Source organism: Streptomyces sp. CLCI03 (assembly GCF_053615355.1).
In genome coordinates this window covers 7,310,251-7,327,247 of sequence record NZ_CM132132.1, presented here as the reverse complement: position 1 = coordinate 7,327,247, position 16,997 = coordinate 7,310,251, and the positions used below count along the sequence as shown (strand labels likewise).

Sequence of the window (16,997 nt, the reverse complement as noted above, 5' to 3'; positions counted from 1 at the left end):
CATCCCTTTTGCCGCTTGTGTCACCCGGCGAGCTCCTCCGCCCGGTGCGCCAGCCACAGGTCGTGCCGGGCGCTCGGGGACTGGAGCAGGGAGCGCTCCAGCAGCACCTCGATACGGCTCAGCCGCTTGCGCGCGCCCGGGACGGAGACGCCCAGCGCCGCGGCCGCCGCCGCGAGTTGGGCGTCGTGCGCCAGCCAGGCGCGGACCGTGTCCCGGGCGCCCGACGGAGCGTCAGGGCCGCTCAGCGCGCTCAGCCGGGCGATGGCCCAGGCGGTCACGCGCGGATCGCGCAGCACCGCGTCGAGACCGGGGGTGGCCGCCGCGGCCACCCCCGCGCCCCGTGCCGTCCCCGGGGTCAGCCGCAGCGCCAGCGAGAGCGCCGCCTGGTCCCCCAGGCGCGCGAGGTCCAGCCCGAGCAGCCCCTCGACCAGCCGGAGCCTGGCGGCGAGGGTGTTGCGGTGGATCCTCAGCAGCCGTGTGGCGTGCGAGGCGAAGTTCAGCCAGGCGTGGGCGGTGGCGCGCAGTTCCTGTCCGCCGGGGTCCTGGGGGCGCCGGGGCTCGTACGCGTCCAGGGGCGCGAGCAGGGTCTCGGCCCAGCCGGCCCCCGCCTCCCGCGCGGCGAGCACCAGCTCCGGGCCGGGCCCGAAGCGGGCGTGCCGCTCGTCCCGCTCCCGGGCGACAGCCAGGGCGTGGAAGGCCTGGGTGTAGGCGGCCGGGGCCTCGCGCAGGGGCAGCTCCCCGCTGGCCCCGACCGTGCAGTCCGGGGCGACCGCGACCAGCGCGTCCGCGAGCGAGTCGTGGCCGGCGGACGCCGCCTGGCCGCCCGGAGCGAGCACGATGAGGTGGCGTACGTAGACCGGGCAGCGCACGGTCCAGGCCCGGCCCTGCGTCAGCTCCGCGCACAGTCGGGCCACTTCGGAGAGCCGGCCGGCGCGGCACTCGACGACGTACAGGCGCATCGGCTCGGGCAGCGAGGGCCCCAACGCCTCCGCGATCTGGTGGGCACTGGGGAGCCGGCCGTCCATCAGCAGGCGGAGCACCGCCTCGCGGGCCCGCGACTCGGCGAGCGCGGCCCGCTCCTCCCGCCGGGCGGCCTCCTCGGCGCGCAGGACGAGGGCCAGCGGCGCGGCGGCGTCCGCGAGCAGGACCGCGGCGTCGGGGTGGTGCGGCTGTTCCAGTACGGCGGCCAGTGCCCGCCCGCCGTACAGCGCGAACAGCAGAGTGGCGGAGCCGGGGGCGTGCAGCACGGCCGACCGTACGCCGCGGGCGGCCAGTTCGGTGGCGCCCCGCACGGCGGTCTCCGGGCCACGGCCGTGTTCGGCGTCCACCACCCCGGCCCATCCGCCGAGGCGGGCGGAGAGCCAGTCCAGCAGGGCGGCCGACCCGCCGGAATGGGCGAGCCGGTGCAGCTTGAGGACGTCGTCGGAGCGGGACACCGGTGCATTCAACCATCCGACGCTCACTGTGCGCTGTGATACCCCTCTCGGCCGGTCACTGTGCACGGCGAACCCTGCCGACGGGCGCCGGGCCGCATAGGTTTACCCATGAGCGGCCGGATCCCGGCATCCACGGGGGAACCCCGGGGTCCGCCGCCGCTCACATCTTGCGCGCCGCGCTGCGGATGGCCTCCCGGATGCGGAAGTAGGTGCCGCAGCGGCAGATGTTGGCGATGGCGTCGATGTCCTCGTCCGTGGGGTCGGCGGTGCGCTTCAGCAGGGCGACGGCGGCCATGATCTGACCGGGCTGGCAGAAACCGCACTGGGAGACGTCCTGTTCGAGCCAGGCCTCCTGCACGGGATGCAGGTCCTCCCCGTCCGCCAGGCCCTCGATGGTGGTCACCGTTCTGCCGGCGCACGCGGAGACGGGCACCACGCAGGGGCGGATGTCGGCGCCGTCCAGGTGGCTGGTGCAGGCCTTGCAGACGTCCACCCCACAGCCGTACTTGGGGCCGTGGATCCCCAGCATGTCGCGGAGCACCCACAGCAGGGGCAGGTCGTCGGGGGCGTCCACGGTGACGCTCCGCCCGTTGACGGTGAAGGTGTGCGAGGGCACTGCGTACTCCTGGATCCGGGGCTATCGGGGGTAGGGGGTGAAGTCGACGTCGAAGTCGAGGGGGAAGCTGCGCGGCTTGGAACCGGTGGCCCTGGCCCAGGCGTTGGCGATCGCGCCGACGGCGGCGGGCACGCCGAGCTCGCCCGCTCCCCCCGGCTCCTCGCCGGTGGCTGGCAGTACGAAGACCCGTACGTCCCGCGGGGTGTCGCGCTGCCGGGCCCAATGGAACTGGCTGTAGCTGCCCTCCAGCGGAAGCCCCTTGTGGAGGTGCAGGCCGGCACGCAGGGTGGTGGAGATCGCGTCGGTGAGGCCGCCGATCATCTGCGCCTCCAGCCCGCGCGGGTTGACCGGCAGGCCCACGTCCACGGCGATGACGGCCTTGGTGACGCGGACGTGGTCGGGGTCGCGTGCGTCGATCTCGACGAGGCACGCGGTACGGGACTTGTACTCCTCGTGGAAGGCGATGCCCTGCGCGCACCCGGCCTCCATCGGCCGTCCCCAGTTCCCTTCCTTCGCGACCTTGTCGAGTACGGCGCGCTGGGCGTCGGTCTTCAGGAAGGTGCGCCGGAAGGCGTACGGGTCCCGGCCCGTGCGGGCGGCGAGTTCGTCGACCACGATCTCCTCGGCTCCGCGGGTGTTGGCGGAGTAGACCGAGCGCCAGGAGGCGGTGGGGATGCCGGTGGGCACCTCGGTGAGGGCCTGGGTGGTGAGTCCGAAGTGGTAGGGGGACTTCACCGTGGTCAGGAAGAGGGTCTGGGCGAGGGTGGCGTTGCCGATGCCGAGCGGCAGACTGGCCGCCGTGGCGGTGATGATCTCGCCGAGGCCGTGCCGGAAGTCGGTCTCGGCGGCGGCCACGCGGTGCTCGAAGCTGAGGACCTCGCCCAGCAGGTGGGTGGCACGGATCCTGTGATGGGTCGCGGGGCGCATCCGGCCGTGCCGGGTGTCGTCCACGCGCGTCCACATGAGCCGGACCGGGCGGCGACAGGCCTTGGAGATACGGGCGGCCTCCAGGGCGGCGTCGAAGAAGAGCCGCCGGCCGAAGGATCCGCCGGCCTGGACCACGTGCACCGTGACCTCGGACAGCGGTAGACCCAGTTCGGCTGCGATGGTCTCGCGGGCCACGATCGGGGACTTGAGACCGGACCAGATCTCGGCCCGGTCGTCGCGCACGTCGGCGACGGCGGAGTTGGTCTCCATCGGGGCGTGGCTGACGAAGGCGAAGTCGAACTCGGCGTCGACGTACGGGGTCAGCAGGGGCGGGACGAGCAACGGCGGGGTGGCGGCGCGCAGCTTGGCGCGGATCCCGTCGTCGGACAGTTGGTCGGCGGGGCCGGGGCCCCAGGTGACCTGGAGGGCGGACTTGGCGTCGATGGCCTGGCCGAAGGTCTCGGCGACGACGGCGACCCCGGTCGGGACGGTCACCACGTGCAGGACACCGGGCATGGCCCGGACGGCGGCGAGGTTGGTGACGCCTCGGACCGTGCCGCCGAGGGTGGGCGGGCGGCGCACGACGCAGGGCTTGGCACCGGGCACGTCGAGGTCGAGGGTGTACCGCAGGGCGCCGGTGACCATGGCGCGGGCGTCGACGCGGCCGGTCGGCCGGCCCACGAGGGTGTGCCCGGCCCGCTTCTTGGGGGTGGCGCCGAGGACGATCAGGCCGGGGTCGGCGGCGGCCGCGGCGAGGTCGCCGTAGTCGGCGGTGCGGCCGTCGGGGGCTCGGACGGTGCCACCGGACGTGGCCAGCGAGGCCGGGGCCAGGCTCCAGCGGCGGGCCGCGGCCGCCACGAGGCGGGCCCGGGCGGTGGCGGCGCACTGACGGACGGGCCCGTAGAGGGAGCGGACGGAGTTGGAGGATCCGGTGAGCTGGTTGAAGAGCAGCTCGGGTCGGGCGTCGTCCAGTTCCACGCGGACGTCGGCCAACGGGGCGTCGAGTTCCTCGGCCACCAGCATGGCCACGGCGGTGGTGAGGCCTTGACCGACCTCCTCGCGCGGCAGCCGGAAGCGGATGGTGCCGTCCGCCTCCACGGCGAGCGCCAGCAGGGCGGAGGTGGGGGCGCCGGCCAGGATGAACAGGTCGCCGAGGTCGATCACGTCGGCGATGGCCGGCAGGGAGGGCACCACGGCGTGAGCGGGTTGCGGGGCGAGCGCGTCGGCTCCGGCCCGGGTGACCAGGGCCAGGGTGGGCGCGGCCACGAGGTGGGTGAGGAAGGAACGGCGGCTCTGCCCCGCGGCGTGGTTCGGCCCGGTCATGTCGTTGTGTCCCCACGCTGCGCGGGTCCGCCCGCGCAGACCTCCCCCGGCTCATTACCGGCACGTAGGGTAGCGACCCGGCAGGGCGTTGGGAAGCCCTGATCACGCCGCGTCACCTACGCCGACATCACTCTTTCGGGGGTATCCCGAGGGCCCGCCTTGATCCGTTCCTTACGCGATCGTGGCAATGGGCAGGGCTCGTACAGCTCGGCCGTACGATCGAGCGGTGGCCACCGGATGGCCTGATTCCGGCCGCCGTTCCCGGGGTGGATCCACCCGGACCGGCCGATGCCCGGGCGCCGCGCGGGAGTTCACCTGACCGAATTCGTTCGCACGCTCCGAGCGGGTCCGGAGGCCTGCGGCATATACCAGAAGCAAGAACGTAGCGGATGTTGCCAAACGCCTTACACACCGTCGCGCCCTGTGCAACAGTCGTTACCGGTCCTTCCTTCAGACTTGGCCGTGCCGCGCCTGTATCGGAGTTCTCATGCCGTCCCACCTGTTCGCGGACCGTCCCGCGCAGCCGCCCGAGCCCGGGTCGGTGGACGCGCTGATCTCGCAGACCCGGCGGCTGCGGGGGGAAGTGGACGCGGTCCGCCGCGACACCGTCGTCGACGACGACGACGCCCAGGGCCGCTGGCAGCGCGCACTGTGCGATCTCGCCGTCCACCACCTCGACGACCTGCGCGAGCACCTCGGTCAGCTCAAGGAGGGCCTGCCGCCGGCGCCCGAGATCGTCGAACAGCCGCAGGTGGCGCCCGAGGCCGTGCCCGAGGCCCAGACCCGCGTCGGCAGCGCCGAGTGGAACCTGCTGACCGACGAGGTCAGTTGGTCCGACGAGCTGTTCCAGATCTTCGGCCGTTCGCCCGAGTCCGGCGCGCTCCCCCTCGACGAACTGGGTTCGACCCTCTTCTCCGAGGACCAACCGCTGCTCACCGCCTGGGTCACCGCCTGTCTGGTGGACGGCAAGCCGATCGACGGCGAGTTCCGCATCGTCCGGGCCGACGGCCGGGTCCGGACCTTGCACATGAGGGGCGAGCCGGTACTCGACTCCGACGGCTGTACGGCCTCGATGTGGGCCGTCCTGCGGGACGTGAGTGAACTGCGCCGGAGCCAGCGCGCTGTGCGCGAGTCCCGTGACTCGCTGCAGCGCCAGCGGGAGATCGCGCAGACCGAGCGCCGGCTGGCGGTCGAGCTGCAGGAAGCCGTGCTCCCCCCGTGGCGCGGCTCCCTGCGGTTCCCGTACGGCAGCGCGGGCACGCTGGACGTGGCCGCGCACTACCTGCCCTCCGCGACCAGCGCGCTGATCGGCGGCGACTGGTACGACGCTCTCGAACTCCCCGACGGCAGCTCGATGTTGACGGTCGGCGACCTGACCGGGCACGGGGTGACCGCCACCTCCGGGATGGCGATGATGCTGGGCGCCCTGCGCGGCATGGCCATGGCCGGCATCGAGCCCGGCCCCCTGATGGGCTGGCTCAACCAGCTCCTGGAGACCTCCGTACAGCCCGCGCTCGGTTCGGCCGTGTGCTGCCGCTACGATCCCGCGCGCCAGGTCCTGTCCTGGGCGCAGGCCGGCCACCCGGCGCCCCTGCTCTTCCGTCGCGGGTCGGGACGTTCCCTGCTGCCGCCGGAGGGCGTCCTGCTGGGCGCGACCTCGGGAGCCTCGTACGGGCAGGTGGAGGAACACCTTGAGGTCGGCGACCTGTTGGTGCTGCACACGGACGGACTGACGCCGCGCAGCATCGAGTTCAGCCGGGCGGACGGTACCGAGCGGCTGCTGGCGCTGGCGCCGCGGTTCTCGGCGGCGCGGTCGGCTCAGGAATGCGTGCGCATCGTGATCGAGGAGTTCGGCGAGAGCGAGCGCGAGGACGACGCCTGTGTGCTCGTCGCCCGGGTCGGCGGGTAACGGGCCCGTACGTTCCCACGGAGGGACTACGGAGGAGCTTCAGGGCCGCGCCGTCAGGCGCGGCCTTTCTCGTCTCCGTACAAGGGCCTCACGCAAGGACCTGACCGCCCTACGCCCCCGTGGTGCGCGGCGCCGGGGTGTCCGGGAGGGCCAGCTTGATCTCCTGACGCAGGTCCTCGATGCGCGCGTACCCGGAGTACTGGGCGGTGAGCCGGTACATCTCGCGCAGCCGGTCCCAGGTCCGGTGCGAGGAGGTCTCGTTCATCGAGACCAGGGCGAGGCGCGCGTACCGGTCCGCCTGCTCCGGCTCGTCGGCGATGAAGCAGGCCGAGGCCATGGAGATGTAGTCGAAGATCTGCGAGCGCTGGTAGCCCTCGCCGCGCAGCCGCAGGGCCTCCTTGGCATGGCGGGCGGCGATCGGCGCCGCGGCGGCGTCATGGTCCGCGAGGGTCCGGTAGGCGAGGGCCTGCATGCCGTGCAGGTCGGCCTCGTCGAAGTGCTGCATCCAACTCGGCGGGGGCACATCACCCTTGTCGGAGACGAACAGTTCCTCCGCCTCGCCGAGGGTGCGGCGCATGGCCTGGCCCTTGCCCATGGCGGCCTGCGCCCAGGCCTCGATGGTGTGCAGCATGGCGCGCGTGCGCGGGAGGGTCTGCTCGCCCGAGCCCGACTGGGCGAGCTTCATCAGGTCCAGGGCCTCGTTCGGCTTGCCCAGGTGGACCATCTGGCGGGCGGCGCGGGACAACGCCTCGCCCGCGCGCGGCCGGTCGCCACCCTCGCGGGCCGCGTGCGCGGCGATGACGAAGTACTTCTGCGCGGTGGGTTCGAGGCCCACGTCGTGGGACATCCAGCCGGCGAGGACCGCCAGGTTGGCCGCCACCCCCCACAGGCGCCGCTGCAGGTGGTCGGGGTGGTGGTAGGCGAGCATGCCGCCCACCTCGTTGAGCTGGCCGACGACGGCCTTGCGCTGCAGTCCGCCACCCCTGGAGGCGTCCCAGGCACGGAACACGTCCACGGAGCGCTCCAGCGCCTCGATCTCCTGGGAGCCGATGGGCGCTGCCTCGTAGCGGTCGTAGCCCGCTGGGTCGGCCTGGAAGGAATCCCCGAAGTTCCGGGCCTCCTTGGCCAGGGCGGGGTCGGTGTGCAGCCAGTCGTACATGGCGTTGCTGAGGGCGGAGCCGGCGGTGAGCACCGCTCCCGCGCCCATCAGACCGCGACGGTTGAGCATGAGGTCCATTCCCGTGAATTCGGTGAGGACCGCGGCTGTGCGTTCGGGCGCCCATGGCATCCCGTCGGGGTTCTCACGAGCCCCGTCCGGCTGCCGTCTGGAGGTGCGCCGCTGCCGTACGAACCCGAGGTCCTCGATGGTCACGACACGACCGAGCCGCTCGGTGAACAGTGCTGCCAGTACCGTGGGCACCGGTTCGCGGGGGGCCTCCCCCATGTCGATCCAGCGCCGCACCCGCGAGGTGTCGGTGGCCAGTTGGGGGTGGCCCATGGCCGCCGCCTGTCTGTTGACCATCCTCGCCAGTTCGCCCTTCGACCAGCCGGCCAGGCCGAACAGGTCGTTCAAGCGGGTGTTTGGACCTTTGCTCACGTCAAGCCCCCAGGTTCTCGGCTGAGTTGACAGTAGCCCGCCGTCAGATGCCCAGCGACTATTCGCCAGGCTTCGCCAGGGCACGCCCGATGGTTCGCCACCTTGCGCCGGGTGTCAGGTAGGAATGCGCCTCCCCGACCCGGTTCACCGGCGGAACTCCCCAGGGTGAAGTACGGGATCCGGCGGGGCGGCGTACGCAACTCGTCGGCGCACGAAGGGATCCGTATCACCATGTACGCAGCAACGTCCTCCGTGTCCGCACCGGTCCGGTCGCACCGCACGCTCCCGGCGGGCGGCGGCAGCCCCTACCTCGAACCCGGCCGTCCGTCGGCTCCTGCACAGGGCGCCGTCCGGGCGCGCCGGATGCCCGGCACCGGATCCCTGCCCGTCAGCGGAAGAATCGACCTCTCGGGGCCGCAGGGGGCGCAGCTGCGCACCGCGCTCGCCTCGGTGCAGCGGATCTGTCCGGAGTTCGCCCCGGTGCAGGTGCTACGGCGCAGCGGCCGCTCGGTCCTCCTGGTGGGCACCACCGGACGGATGACCGCCGTCGCGAAGGTTTTACTGGATCACTCGCCCGAGTGGCGTGAGCGCTACCGGCACGAAATAGCGGCATACCGGGCGTTCGTCCGGCACCGCCCGCCGGTCCGGGTGCCGCGGCTGATCGCCGCCGACCCCGAGAACTGCACGCTGGTGGTGGAGCGGATGGCGGGCCGGGTCGCGGCACTGCAGCGGCACCCGGTGGAGCCGCCGCCGCGGGTGGACCTCCGGGCGGCCCTGGGCGCGGTGTGCCGGGTCAACCAGTGGCGGCCGCCGGCGGAGTTGTTCGGGACTCCGATGAACTACGCGCGGCGGATCGCCCGCGACTACGAGTTGGGCCTGCTGACCGACCGGGACCTCGGTGACCTGCAGAAGCTGCTGCACGGCGTGAAGCTGTCGGGTACGGCGCTGCAGTTCAACCACGGTGACGCCCTGCTGTCGAACCTGCTGCTGTCGCCGGCCGGGCCGGTCCTGCTCGACTGGGAGCACGCGGGCTGGTACCTGCCGGGCTACGACCTGGCGACGCTGTGGACGGTACTGGGCGACGCCCCGGCCGCCCGCGCCCAGATCAGCCGGCTCGCCCAGTCGGCCGGTCCGGCCGCGCGGGACGCCTTCCTGGTGAATCTGATGCTGGTCCTGACCCGGGAGATCCGGATGTCCGAGACGGCGGTGCAGCGCTCGATGCTGGCGACCGCCCCGACCCAGCCGCTGCCGGTGGGCGCCCTGGCCTCCGGCGAGGAGCAGCGGCTGCTGCTGCGCCGCCTGCACGACGATGCGGGAATGGCGCGCCGAGCGGTCCGCGCGGCGGTCGGCACCCGCTGACCGTCCCCCGATACGCGAAGCCCCGTGGCCCCCACCGCCACGGGGCTTCGCCGGTTCACGGCCGCGGACCCGGGGCGTGGCCCCTCATCCGAGAGGCGGACCGGGCTCCCCCACACGGTGGAGGCGGATCCGTCCGGCGGGCGATCCGCGTACGCCGGCGCGGCTGCGATCTTCGAAAGGGAGCGGGCAAAGGCTGTCCGCGGCTCCGGAGGAGACCATGCCCGTACCCGTCGACGACCGCCCGTCGGGCGGTCGCGTCCGCGCCGCCTGGAAGTCCGCGCACACCCCGGTGGAGGGGGTTCCGCGCTGGGCTCGGATCTGCGCGTTCGCCATCCCGTTCACCGTCCTGCCGTCCGGTCTGTGGCGGCTGGGCCTGCTCTTCGTCGACCACTCCTCGGCGGACAGCGGGCAGCTGCCGCACTGGCTGCCGCTGGAGGTGTACGTCGTCCTCCTCTCGGTGCTCTCCGAGCTGCTGGCCTTCACGGCGGTCGGGCTGGTGGCCGCGTGGGGCGAGGTGCTCCCCCGCTGGATCCCGGTCCTGGGCGGCCGGCGGATCCCGGTGGTGGCCGCCGTCGTCCCGGCCGCGCTCGGTGCCGTCGCGCTGACCGGACTCTGGACCGTCCTCGCGCTGGTGACCCAGGTATCCGGGACCACCCTCCAGGGCGATCCGGTGCCCACCGACTTCCCCAGCGAGGTGGGCGGCCGGAGCGCCCTGTGGTTCTACGTCTGTTACGCCCCGCTGGTCCTGTGGGGCCCGCTGCTGGGCGTGGTGACCGTGGCGTACTGGAGGCGGCGGCGCCGGATGCCGTGACATCACCCCCGAGGACACGCAGCGAGCCCGCGACCTGTCCGCCGGCGGATACTTCCCGGATGGATGGATCAAGGAATTCTTGGGTCAACACCACGCACGACTGGGCCGGGTCCGTGGACCGGGACCATCTCGACGGGATCCGCCGCAGATCCGCGGAGTTCATGCCCGGCGGGCCGGAACACCTCGTTCTCGAGGTCGTCGCCTACGCCGCCGACGAGGCCGCAGGCCGGGGCGGCGGACGGTGCGTGGTGACGCTGCACGCCGACGGCTCGGTGTCGGTGAAGGACGACGGGCGGGGCACCGACACGCGGGTCGACGAGCACGGCCGGGTGGTGAAGAAGCCGGTCATGGCCACGAAGGACCTCCGGTTCTTCGACTTCCCGGAGGCGGAGCGGCTTCCGGACGGACATCCGCGTCGTGGCATGTCCGTGGTCGCGGCGCTCAGCGAGTGGCTGATCCACACCAATCGCCGCGTCAACGGGTCCTGGAGTCGGCGCTACGAGCGCGGCGTGCCGGTGACCGATCTGCTGCCCGTCGAGGCCGACGGCACCACCGGGACCTGTGTCCGCTTCCTGCCGGACGAAGCCCTGCGTGCGCGGTGGTCGTTGACCGCGGACGATCCGGCGCTGTGGTCCGCGCACTGGCCCTACCTGACCGCCCGCCTCGACGACCGGCGCCACGGCGAGGACCGGCCGGGTCCGTGACCACGGGGCGGCTCGACCCGAGTGCGGTGCGCGGCGTGGGCGCCCTGCCCCGCGTGCACGCGCCCGGCGCCGGATGTCTTGACATCCCATGATCCCCCGAACACCTTTTCTGACTCAGCATCAGAAATGCTGGAGGCACTTCCCCTCCTCCCCACACCGCTGGAGCCTGCCCATGTCCGCAAGCGCTTCACGCACCACCGCCCCCGCCACCCTCCCGTCCAGACGTACGGTCCTCGCCGGAACGGGTGCCGGGGTGCTCGCCGCCACCGTGCTGCCGTCCGCCACCGCCCGGGCCGCCGGCGCCCAGGACGGGCCGCCGCTCGGCGAGTACGACGTCGTCGTGGTCGGCTCCGGGGCGGCCGGGATGACCGCCGCGCTCACCGCCGCCAAGCGGGGCCTGAGCGTGCTGGTGGTCGAGAAGGCCCCGACCTTCGGCGGATCGGCCGCCCGGTCGGGCGCCGGTATCTGGCTGCCCAACAACTCGGTGATCCTGGGCGCGGGGGTACCGGACACCCCGCAGAAGGCGGCGACGTACCTGGCCGCCGTCGTCGGGCCAGAGGTGCCGGCCGACCGGCAGGCCGCGTTCCTCGCCAACGGGCCGCGGATGCTGGACTTCGTGATGGCCAACAGCCCACTGAGGTTCCGTTTCATGGAGGGCTACAGCGACTACTACCCGAATCTGCCGGGAGGCCTGCCGAACGGTCGCTCCATCGAACCGGACCAGATCGACGGGAACATCCTGGGTGCCGAACTGTCCCACCTGAACCCGGCCTACATGCCGGTCCCGGCCGGGATGGTGGTCTTCAGCCAGGACTACAAGTGGTTGAACCTGGCGGCGGTGAGCGCCAAGGGTCTCGCCGTGTCCACCGAGTGCCTGGCGCGCGGCACGAAGGCCGCGCTGCGCGGCGAGAAGCCACTGACGATGGGGCAGGCCCTGGCGGCCGGGCTGCGCGCCGGTCTCCAGCGGGCCGGAGTTCCGGTGTGGTTGAACAGCCCGCTGGTGGACCTGGTCCAGGAGGGCGGTGCGGTCACCGGCGTGGTGGTGGAGCAGGGGGGCGTACGGGGAACCGTACGGGCCCGGCGCGGGGTGGTCATCGGCTCGGGCGGCTTCGAACACAACGCGGCGATGCGGGCGCAGTACCAGCAGCAACCGATCGGCACCCAGTGGTCGGTGGGAGCGAAGGAGAACACCGGCGACGGGATCCGCGCGGGGCAGCGCGCCGGAGCCTCGCTGGCGCTGATGGAGGACGCGTGGTGGGGGCCGTCGATCCCGCTGCCCGGGGAGCCGTACTTCTGCCTCGCCGAACGGACCCTGCCGGGCGGGCTGATCGTGAACGCGAACGGCGCGCGGTTCGTCAACGAGGCGGCGCCGTACAGCGATGTGGTGCACGTGATGTACGAGAAGGACCGGGGCGCGGTCGGCTCGCACATCCCGGCGTGGCTGATCGTGGATCAGCACTACCGCAACAAGTACCTGTTCAAGGACATCCTGCCGACGCTGCCCTTCCCGGACGCGTGGTACCAGGCGGGTGCCGCGAAGAAGGCATGGACCTGGGACGCGCTGGCCGGCCAGATCGGGGTCCCGGCGGGCGCGCTGCGGGCGACGCTGAGCCGCTTCAACGCGCAGGCGTGGAGCGGCGACGACGCCGACTTCCACCGGGGCGACACGGCGTACGACCACTACTACACGGACCCGGGAGTGCACCCGAACTCGTGCCTGGCACCCGTCTGGGTCCCGCCGTTCTACGCGTTCAAGATCGTGCCGGGTGATCTCGGTACGAAGGGCGGCATCGTCACGGACGCCCGGGCCCGGGCGCTGCGCCCGGACGGTTCGGTGATCCCGGGCCTGTACGCGGCCGGCAACGCGAGCGCGGCGGTGATGGGCCACAGCTACGCGGGCGCCGGATCGACGATCGGCCCCGCGATGACGTTCGGCTACGTGGCGGCGAACGCCGTCGCGGACGCATGACGCCCGTCCCCTGGGTGACGGAGGACGGTCAGCCCTGCTGGAAGAGCTCGGCGGGGAGCGGCTTCAGGAGGGCGTAGAGGTCATCGGTGATCGGGCGGTCCCAGCTGGCGATGGTGACCAGCACGTTGTCGCTGCGGTCGAACTGGACGCAGGAGATGCGGGACTCCGACAGCTTGACCTTGCGGACGATGAGGAGGTTGTCGCCCTGCATGACGGGGCAGTCCTCGACGCCGGTGACCTCGACGTCCTCGTCGTTCTCCAGTGCGTCGAGGAGCTGGGCCACCTCGAAGGGGATCTGGCCGTCGGTGAGGTCCCGGGCCGGAGAGCCCTCCGGGAGGTTCCCGATGATCATCGCGGGGCCGCGTCCGCCGAACAGGTCGTAACGGAGGAAGACACCCTGGCAGCTGCCGTCGGGCGCGGGCAGCAGCCCGGCCCCGAGATTGCCCGGCCAGTCCCCCGGGTCCATGGCCAGGACATCGAAGTCCGGGCCGGCGGGTGTGGCGGCGCGGTGGCGGCGGAGGAAGGACATGCCGCCATGGTACGTGGCCGCGCGAGTTTTCCGGTCCGGGGGCCCGCATCCGGGGACCTGCCCGGGCCGGGCCCGCCGGCCCGGCCGGTCAGACCGGTGGGACGAGCGTGAACCAGTGCGGGAGCAGGGCGGCGTCGCCCTCGGCGCGCAGGGCGGTGGGCGGGAGGCGGCGCCACAGGAACAGGGCGAGGTCGCAGGCGGTCCCCGCGGCCTCGACGTCCGCCGGGGCGGTGGAGCCGGGCTCCAGCAGGACCTGGTCACCCGAGAAGAGGACCGTCCAGGATTCCGGTCCGTCGGTACGCCGGAAGCGGTACCTCTCCCCCGCCCCCGGCGGTGCCTGCTCCCATCCGCGGCGGGCCGGGGCCATCACCTCGACCGTCTGGGTCACGGCGTCCGCGGCGACGGCGGGGTCGAGCGGGCCGGGGGTGCCGGTCGCGGACTCGGCGTCCCAGCGGTGCACGGCCAGCTCGATCAGCTGCATGCGCAGCCAGAAGCCGGAGGTCCGCTCGGCCGACCAGGTCCAGACCGTGGTGTCCGGGCCCAGCTCGTGGAAGAGGTCCGCCAGCTCCCCGGCGCCCTGTACGAACCAGTCCGTCAGCGCGTCCGGGGCCTCCGGGGGCTCGGGGAGGCCGAGGCCGGCGGGGTCGGGCGGGGCCGTGAGCCGCTCGCGCAGGATGTGCGCGAGGTAGCGGTGCACCCCACCCAGGTGTCGGACGAGGTCGGTGACGGACCAACCGGGGCAGGAGGGCACCGCGGGCGCCGGCTCGCCGGGGTCGAAGGCCCGGCGCACCGCCTTCTCGAATGCCGCCGTCTCGGTCCGGAAGATGACGAGTCTCTCGACGTGATCCATACGGTTGACCCTGCCCGGCGGGGGGTGGATCCGATCACGTTGAGCTACGGGCGAACGCCTCCAGTGCCTCCCTGAGACCGGGCCGGTCGGTGCCCAGCTTGCGGCAGGCCGCCGACAGGTCCCAGTCCGGCGAGGGCAGCACCACGACCTCCGGCACGGGCTCCTTGTCGGCCCGCACCGCGAGGTCCGCGGCCCGCTGCTCCTCCTCCGTGAGCTCGTCCTCCCAAGCCAGGCCGCACGGCAGGGAGCCGCCCAGCCCCAGCAGGGTGTCGGTGGTCTGCGCGGCCAGCCCTTCCGCACCGCATTCCCGTGCCGTCACCAGGGCCTGCATCAACAGGTCCGTGTCCCGCAGCTCGGTGCCGAGCGCGGCCAGGGCGCAGGCCAGTTCGTAGCCCGCCGGTGACGCCGAGAGCAGGGCGACCGCCTCCTGGAGCAGCCCGGCCCGGTCCTCGGGGGCGGCGACCTGGGCCGCCACCCGCAGGGCCTGGCCGATGCCCGAGGCGGCGCCGAAGGCGCGGGCCCGGCGAAGGGCGTCGTCGGCCAGGGCGCGGGCCCGCGGCGGATCGTCCGCGGCCACCGCCCGGGCCAGGTGCAGCTGCCAGGGGCACCAGGACGGGTTCTGGATGCCGCGCGGGGTCAGCCGCCGGTCGACCGCCTCCAGTTCGACGATCGCGGCCTGCGTCTCGCCCCGGGACAGGAGCAGTTCGGCGTACACGGTCTGGGAGTCGGGGAAGACGACGGCCGCCGGGAAGGGGCTGCCGTACTCGTGCTCCTGGGCCAGTTCCCAGGCTTCCTCGGGCCGGCCGCGCGCGAGCAGGGTGGTGAGGAGGATGGCTATGGCGTACCAGTGCACGGGGGTACGCCGGCCCACGCGTTCGGCGAGCCGCAGCCCGGCCCGGGCCAGTTCCTCGGCCTCCACGAGCCGTCCGCGCCGGTAGCGGACGTAGGCGCGCAGGCTGTAGGCGAAGGAGAGGTGCGCCCCGCGCCAGCCGTGCCGCTCGAACTCGGCGGTGCCCGCCTCGAACAGCTCCTCGGCCCGTCCGGGCCGGTCGGTGTACATGTGGGCCATCGCGACGAGGACCGGGACCTCGAAGCCGCGGTCCTCGTGGGCCCAGCTGAAGGGCCGATCCAGCACCCGTCCGGCGTGGTGCAGCACCACGTCGACCGGCTCGCCCCGCAGGCAGGCGTCCCAGGCGCGCAGCCCGATGATGTACCGCTCGGTGAGGTCGCGGCCGGTGAGCCGGTCGGCGAGGCGGGCGAGCCTGCGGGAGCGGGCCGGGGAGTCGGTCTCGGCGGCGTTGAAGGCGTCCCACATGAACTGCTCGGACTGCAGGCGCAGCCGGGCACGTACGTCCTGGGTGTAGGGGATCTCTCGCGCGAGGGATTCCGAGGCCTCGGCGAGGCGGTCGCTGTGGGCGAGGACCTGGGCGAGCCGGATGACGATGCCCTGGCGCAGGGTGGGGTCGTCGGAGGGTTCGGCGAGGGCGGCCCGCAGGTGGTTGACGGTGTTGGCGGGCTCGGTGAGCAGCGAGGCGCAGCCCAGTTCGTAGAGGACGGCGGCGCGTTCGTCGAAGTCAGGGGGTTCGAGCAGGGCGCGGGCGAGCTGGCGGCGGGCGGCCTCGGGGGCGCCGGCGCGGAGGTTCTCGCCGGCGGCCTCGCGCAGGGTGCGGACCACCCAGGGGTCGTTCTCGGGGTGGGTCTCCAGGAGGTGGCGGGCGGCCGCGGAGGAGCCGAGTCCGGCGTCGACGACGGCGGCCGCGGCCTTGCCGTGCAGGGCGACGCGGAGCGCGTCGGGGATGGCGCGGTAGATGGCGGTGGCGATCAGCGGGTGGACGAACTCCAGCCCGGCGTCGGGTTCCTCGGCGGTGGCCGCCGAGAGGATGCGGGAGTCGCGCAGCCGCCTGGTGGCGTCGACGGCCTCCTCGGCGCCGAGGGCGGCGACCCGGGCGGCGAGGTCCTGCGGGATGGCGGTGCCGAGGACGGCGCAGGCCCAGGCGAAGCGGACGGTGGAGGGGCCGAGGCGTTCCAGGCGGGCGACGAGGCCGCTGCCGCGCTGGGCGGCGGCGAGGTCGCGCAGTTGCGGGGCGTTCGCCTCGACGGGGGTCAGGCCCTTGCCGCGGACCTTGGCGGTGAGTTCGACGGCCTCGAAGGGGTTGCCGGTGGTGACGGCCCAGGCCTCCTGGCAGAAGGCGTCGTCGGCGTGGGCGCCGACGGCCTCGCGGACCAGGGTGGCGACGGCGGCCGGGGTGAGCGGGGCCAGGGGCAGCGGGCGCTGTCCCGCCCGGCCGGGCAGCGTACGGAAGGCGTCGGCGTGCTCGGGCAGTTCGTCGGGACGGTAGGCGACGACGAGGAGCAGGGGGAGGTGTTCGGCGCGCGGGGCGAAGGCGGCGAGCCAGCCGAGGGACTCGGGGTCGGCCCAGTGGGCGTCGTCGAGGACGAGGGCGACGGGGGCGCGCTTGACGACGAGGTGGGTGAGGACCCAGTCGAGTCCGTCGCGCAGGCCCTGCGGGTCGGGCGGGGCGCCCTGTTCGGGGGCGCAGAGTCCGAGGGCCGGGCCGACGATGGAGTACCAGCCCCCGAGGGCGGCGCGCAGTTCCTGCTCGGAGGTGCCGGCGAGCTGGGGCTGGATGAGCTGGCGGGCGACGTGGAAGGGCTGGCTCTGCTCCTGTTCACCGCCGCGGGCGGCGAGGACGGTGCAGTTGCGGACGTGGGCGCGACGGCGCAGTTCGGCGAGCAGGGTGGTCTTGCCGAGGCCGGCGGGGCCGGAGAAGGCGAGCAGCGCGCCACCCGCGTCCGGCCCGGGACCGGTGAGTTGGTCCAGGGCTTCGTCGACGATCGCGAGCTCGGCGTCGCGTTCGACCATGGTGCGCCGTGTGCGGGTCCGGCGGTCCGTCATGGCTGGTACCCCCCAGGCCTGTTCGGGGGTTCAGCGTACGCCCGGCGCACAGCGCGAGGGATGCCACTGCG

General features: G+C 73.4%; 12 protein-coding genes. 5 read left to right on the top strand and 7 right to left on the bottom strand.

Translation table 11 applies throughout. The features are described 5' to 3' along the window. Positions 1-20: 20 nt before the first annotated feature. From ACWG52_RS33705 to ACWG52_RS33695, 3 genes are all read right to left on the bottom strand, one after another. Entirely contained in the window at positions 21-1,436 is a 1,416-nt protein-coding gene (locus ACWG52_RS33705) for a PucR family transcriptional regulator (protein ID WP_389806973.1), read from the bottom strand. Positions 1,437-1,596: 160 nt separating this feature from the next. Next, positions 1,597-2,052, bottom strand: coding sequence for a (2Fe-2S)-binding protein (locus ACWG52_RS33700; RefSeq protein WP_389806974.1), 456 nt, complete (start codon positions 2,050-2,052; stop codon positions 1,597-1,599). A gap of 21 nt (positions 2,053-2,073) precedes the next feature. Next, on the bottom strand, positions 2,074-4,302 hold the full coding sequence (locus tag ACWG52_RS33695; RefSeq protein WP_389806975.1) for a xanthine dehydrogenase family protein molybdopterin-binding subunit: 2,229 nt from the start codon (positions 4,300-4,302) through the stop codon (positions 2,074-2,076). A 487-nt stretch (positions 4,303-4,789) separates the two neighbouring features. On the opposite strand from ACWG52_RS33695, the gene ACWG52_RS33690 reads away from it, so the two are divergent. Continuing rightward, a complete protein-coding gene (locus tag ACWG52_RS33690) occupies positions 4,790-6,211 on the top strand; it encodes a PP2C family protein-serine/threonine phosphatase (RefSeq protein WP_389806976.1) in 1,422 nt (473 codons plus the stop codon). A 109-nt stretch (positions 6,212-6,320) separates the two neighbouring features. Here ACWG52_RS33690 and ACWG52_RS33685 read toward each other — a convergent pair whose 3' ends face one another. Further along, positions 6,321-7,808 (bottom strand): DNA-binding protein NsdB, encoded by a 1,488-nt coding sequence (locus ACWG52_RS33685; protein WP_033213919.1) that lies wholly within the window; start codon positions 7,806-7,808, stop codon positions 6,321-6,323. A 231-nt stretch (positions 7,809-8,039) separates the two neighbouring features. On the opposite strand from ACWG52_RS33685, the gene ACWG52_RS33680 reads away from it, so the two are divergent. From ACWG52_RS33680 to kstD, 4 genes are all read left to right on the top strand, one after another. Then, positions 8,040-9,167, top strand: coding sequence for an aminoglycoside phosphotransferase family protein (locus ACWG52_RS33680; RefSeq protein WP_389806977.1), 1,128 nt, complete (start codon positions 8,040-8,042; stop codon positions 9,165-9,167). A 217-nt stretch (positions 9,168-9,384) separates the two neighbouring features. Continuing rightward, positions 9,385-9,978 (top strand): hypothetical protein, encoded by a 594-nt coding sequence (locus ACWG52_RS33675; RefSeq protein WP_389806978.1) that lies wholly within the window; start codon positions 9,385-9,387, stop codon positions 9,976-9,978. Between the two features lie 59 nt (positions 9,979-10,037). Continuing rightward, entirely contained in the window at positions 10,038-10,682 is a 645-nt protein-coding gene (locus ACWG52_RS33670) for an ATP-binding protein (RefSeq protein WP_389806979.1), read from the top strand. Positions 10,683-10,854: 172 nt separating this feature from the next. Further along, positions 10,855-12,651 (top strand): 3-oxosteroid 1-dehydrogenase, encoded by a 1,797-nt coding sequence (gene kstD, locus ACWG52_RS33665; protein ID WP_389806980.1) that lies wholly within the window; start codon positions 10,855-10,857, stop codon positions 12,649-12,651. A gap of 28 nt (positions 12,652-12,679) precedes the next feature. Here kstD and ACWG52_RS33660 read toward each other — a convergent pair whose 3' ends face one another. The 3 genes from ACWG52_RS33660 to ACWG52_RS33650 form a co-directional block, all read right to left on the bottom strand. After that, positions 12,680-13,180, bottom strand: a complete 501-nt coding sequence (locus ACWG52_RS33660) for a hypothetical protein (protein WP_033213927.1) — start codon at positions 13,178-13,180, stop codon at positions 12,680-12,682. Positions 13,181-13,268: 88 nt separating this feature from the next. Further along, the gene (locus tag ACWG52_RS33655) at positions 13,269-14,030 is read right to left on the bottom strand and encodes a maleylpyruvate isomerase family mycothiol-dependent enzyme (protein ID WP_390166750.1); all 762 of its coding nucleotides are present in this window, start codon (positions 14,028-14,030) and stop codon (positions 13,269-13,271) included. Positions 14,031-14,064: 34 nt separating this feature from the next. Continuing rightward, on the bottom strand, positions 14,065-16,926 hold the full coding sequence (locus ACWG52_RS33650; protein WP_389806982.1) for an ATP-binding protein: 2,862 nt from the start codon (positions 16,924-16,926) through the stop codon (positions 14,065-14,067). Positions 16,927-16,997 lie beyond the last annotated feature (71 nt).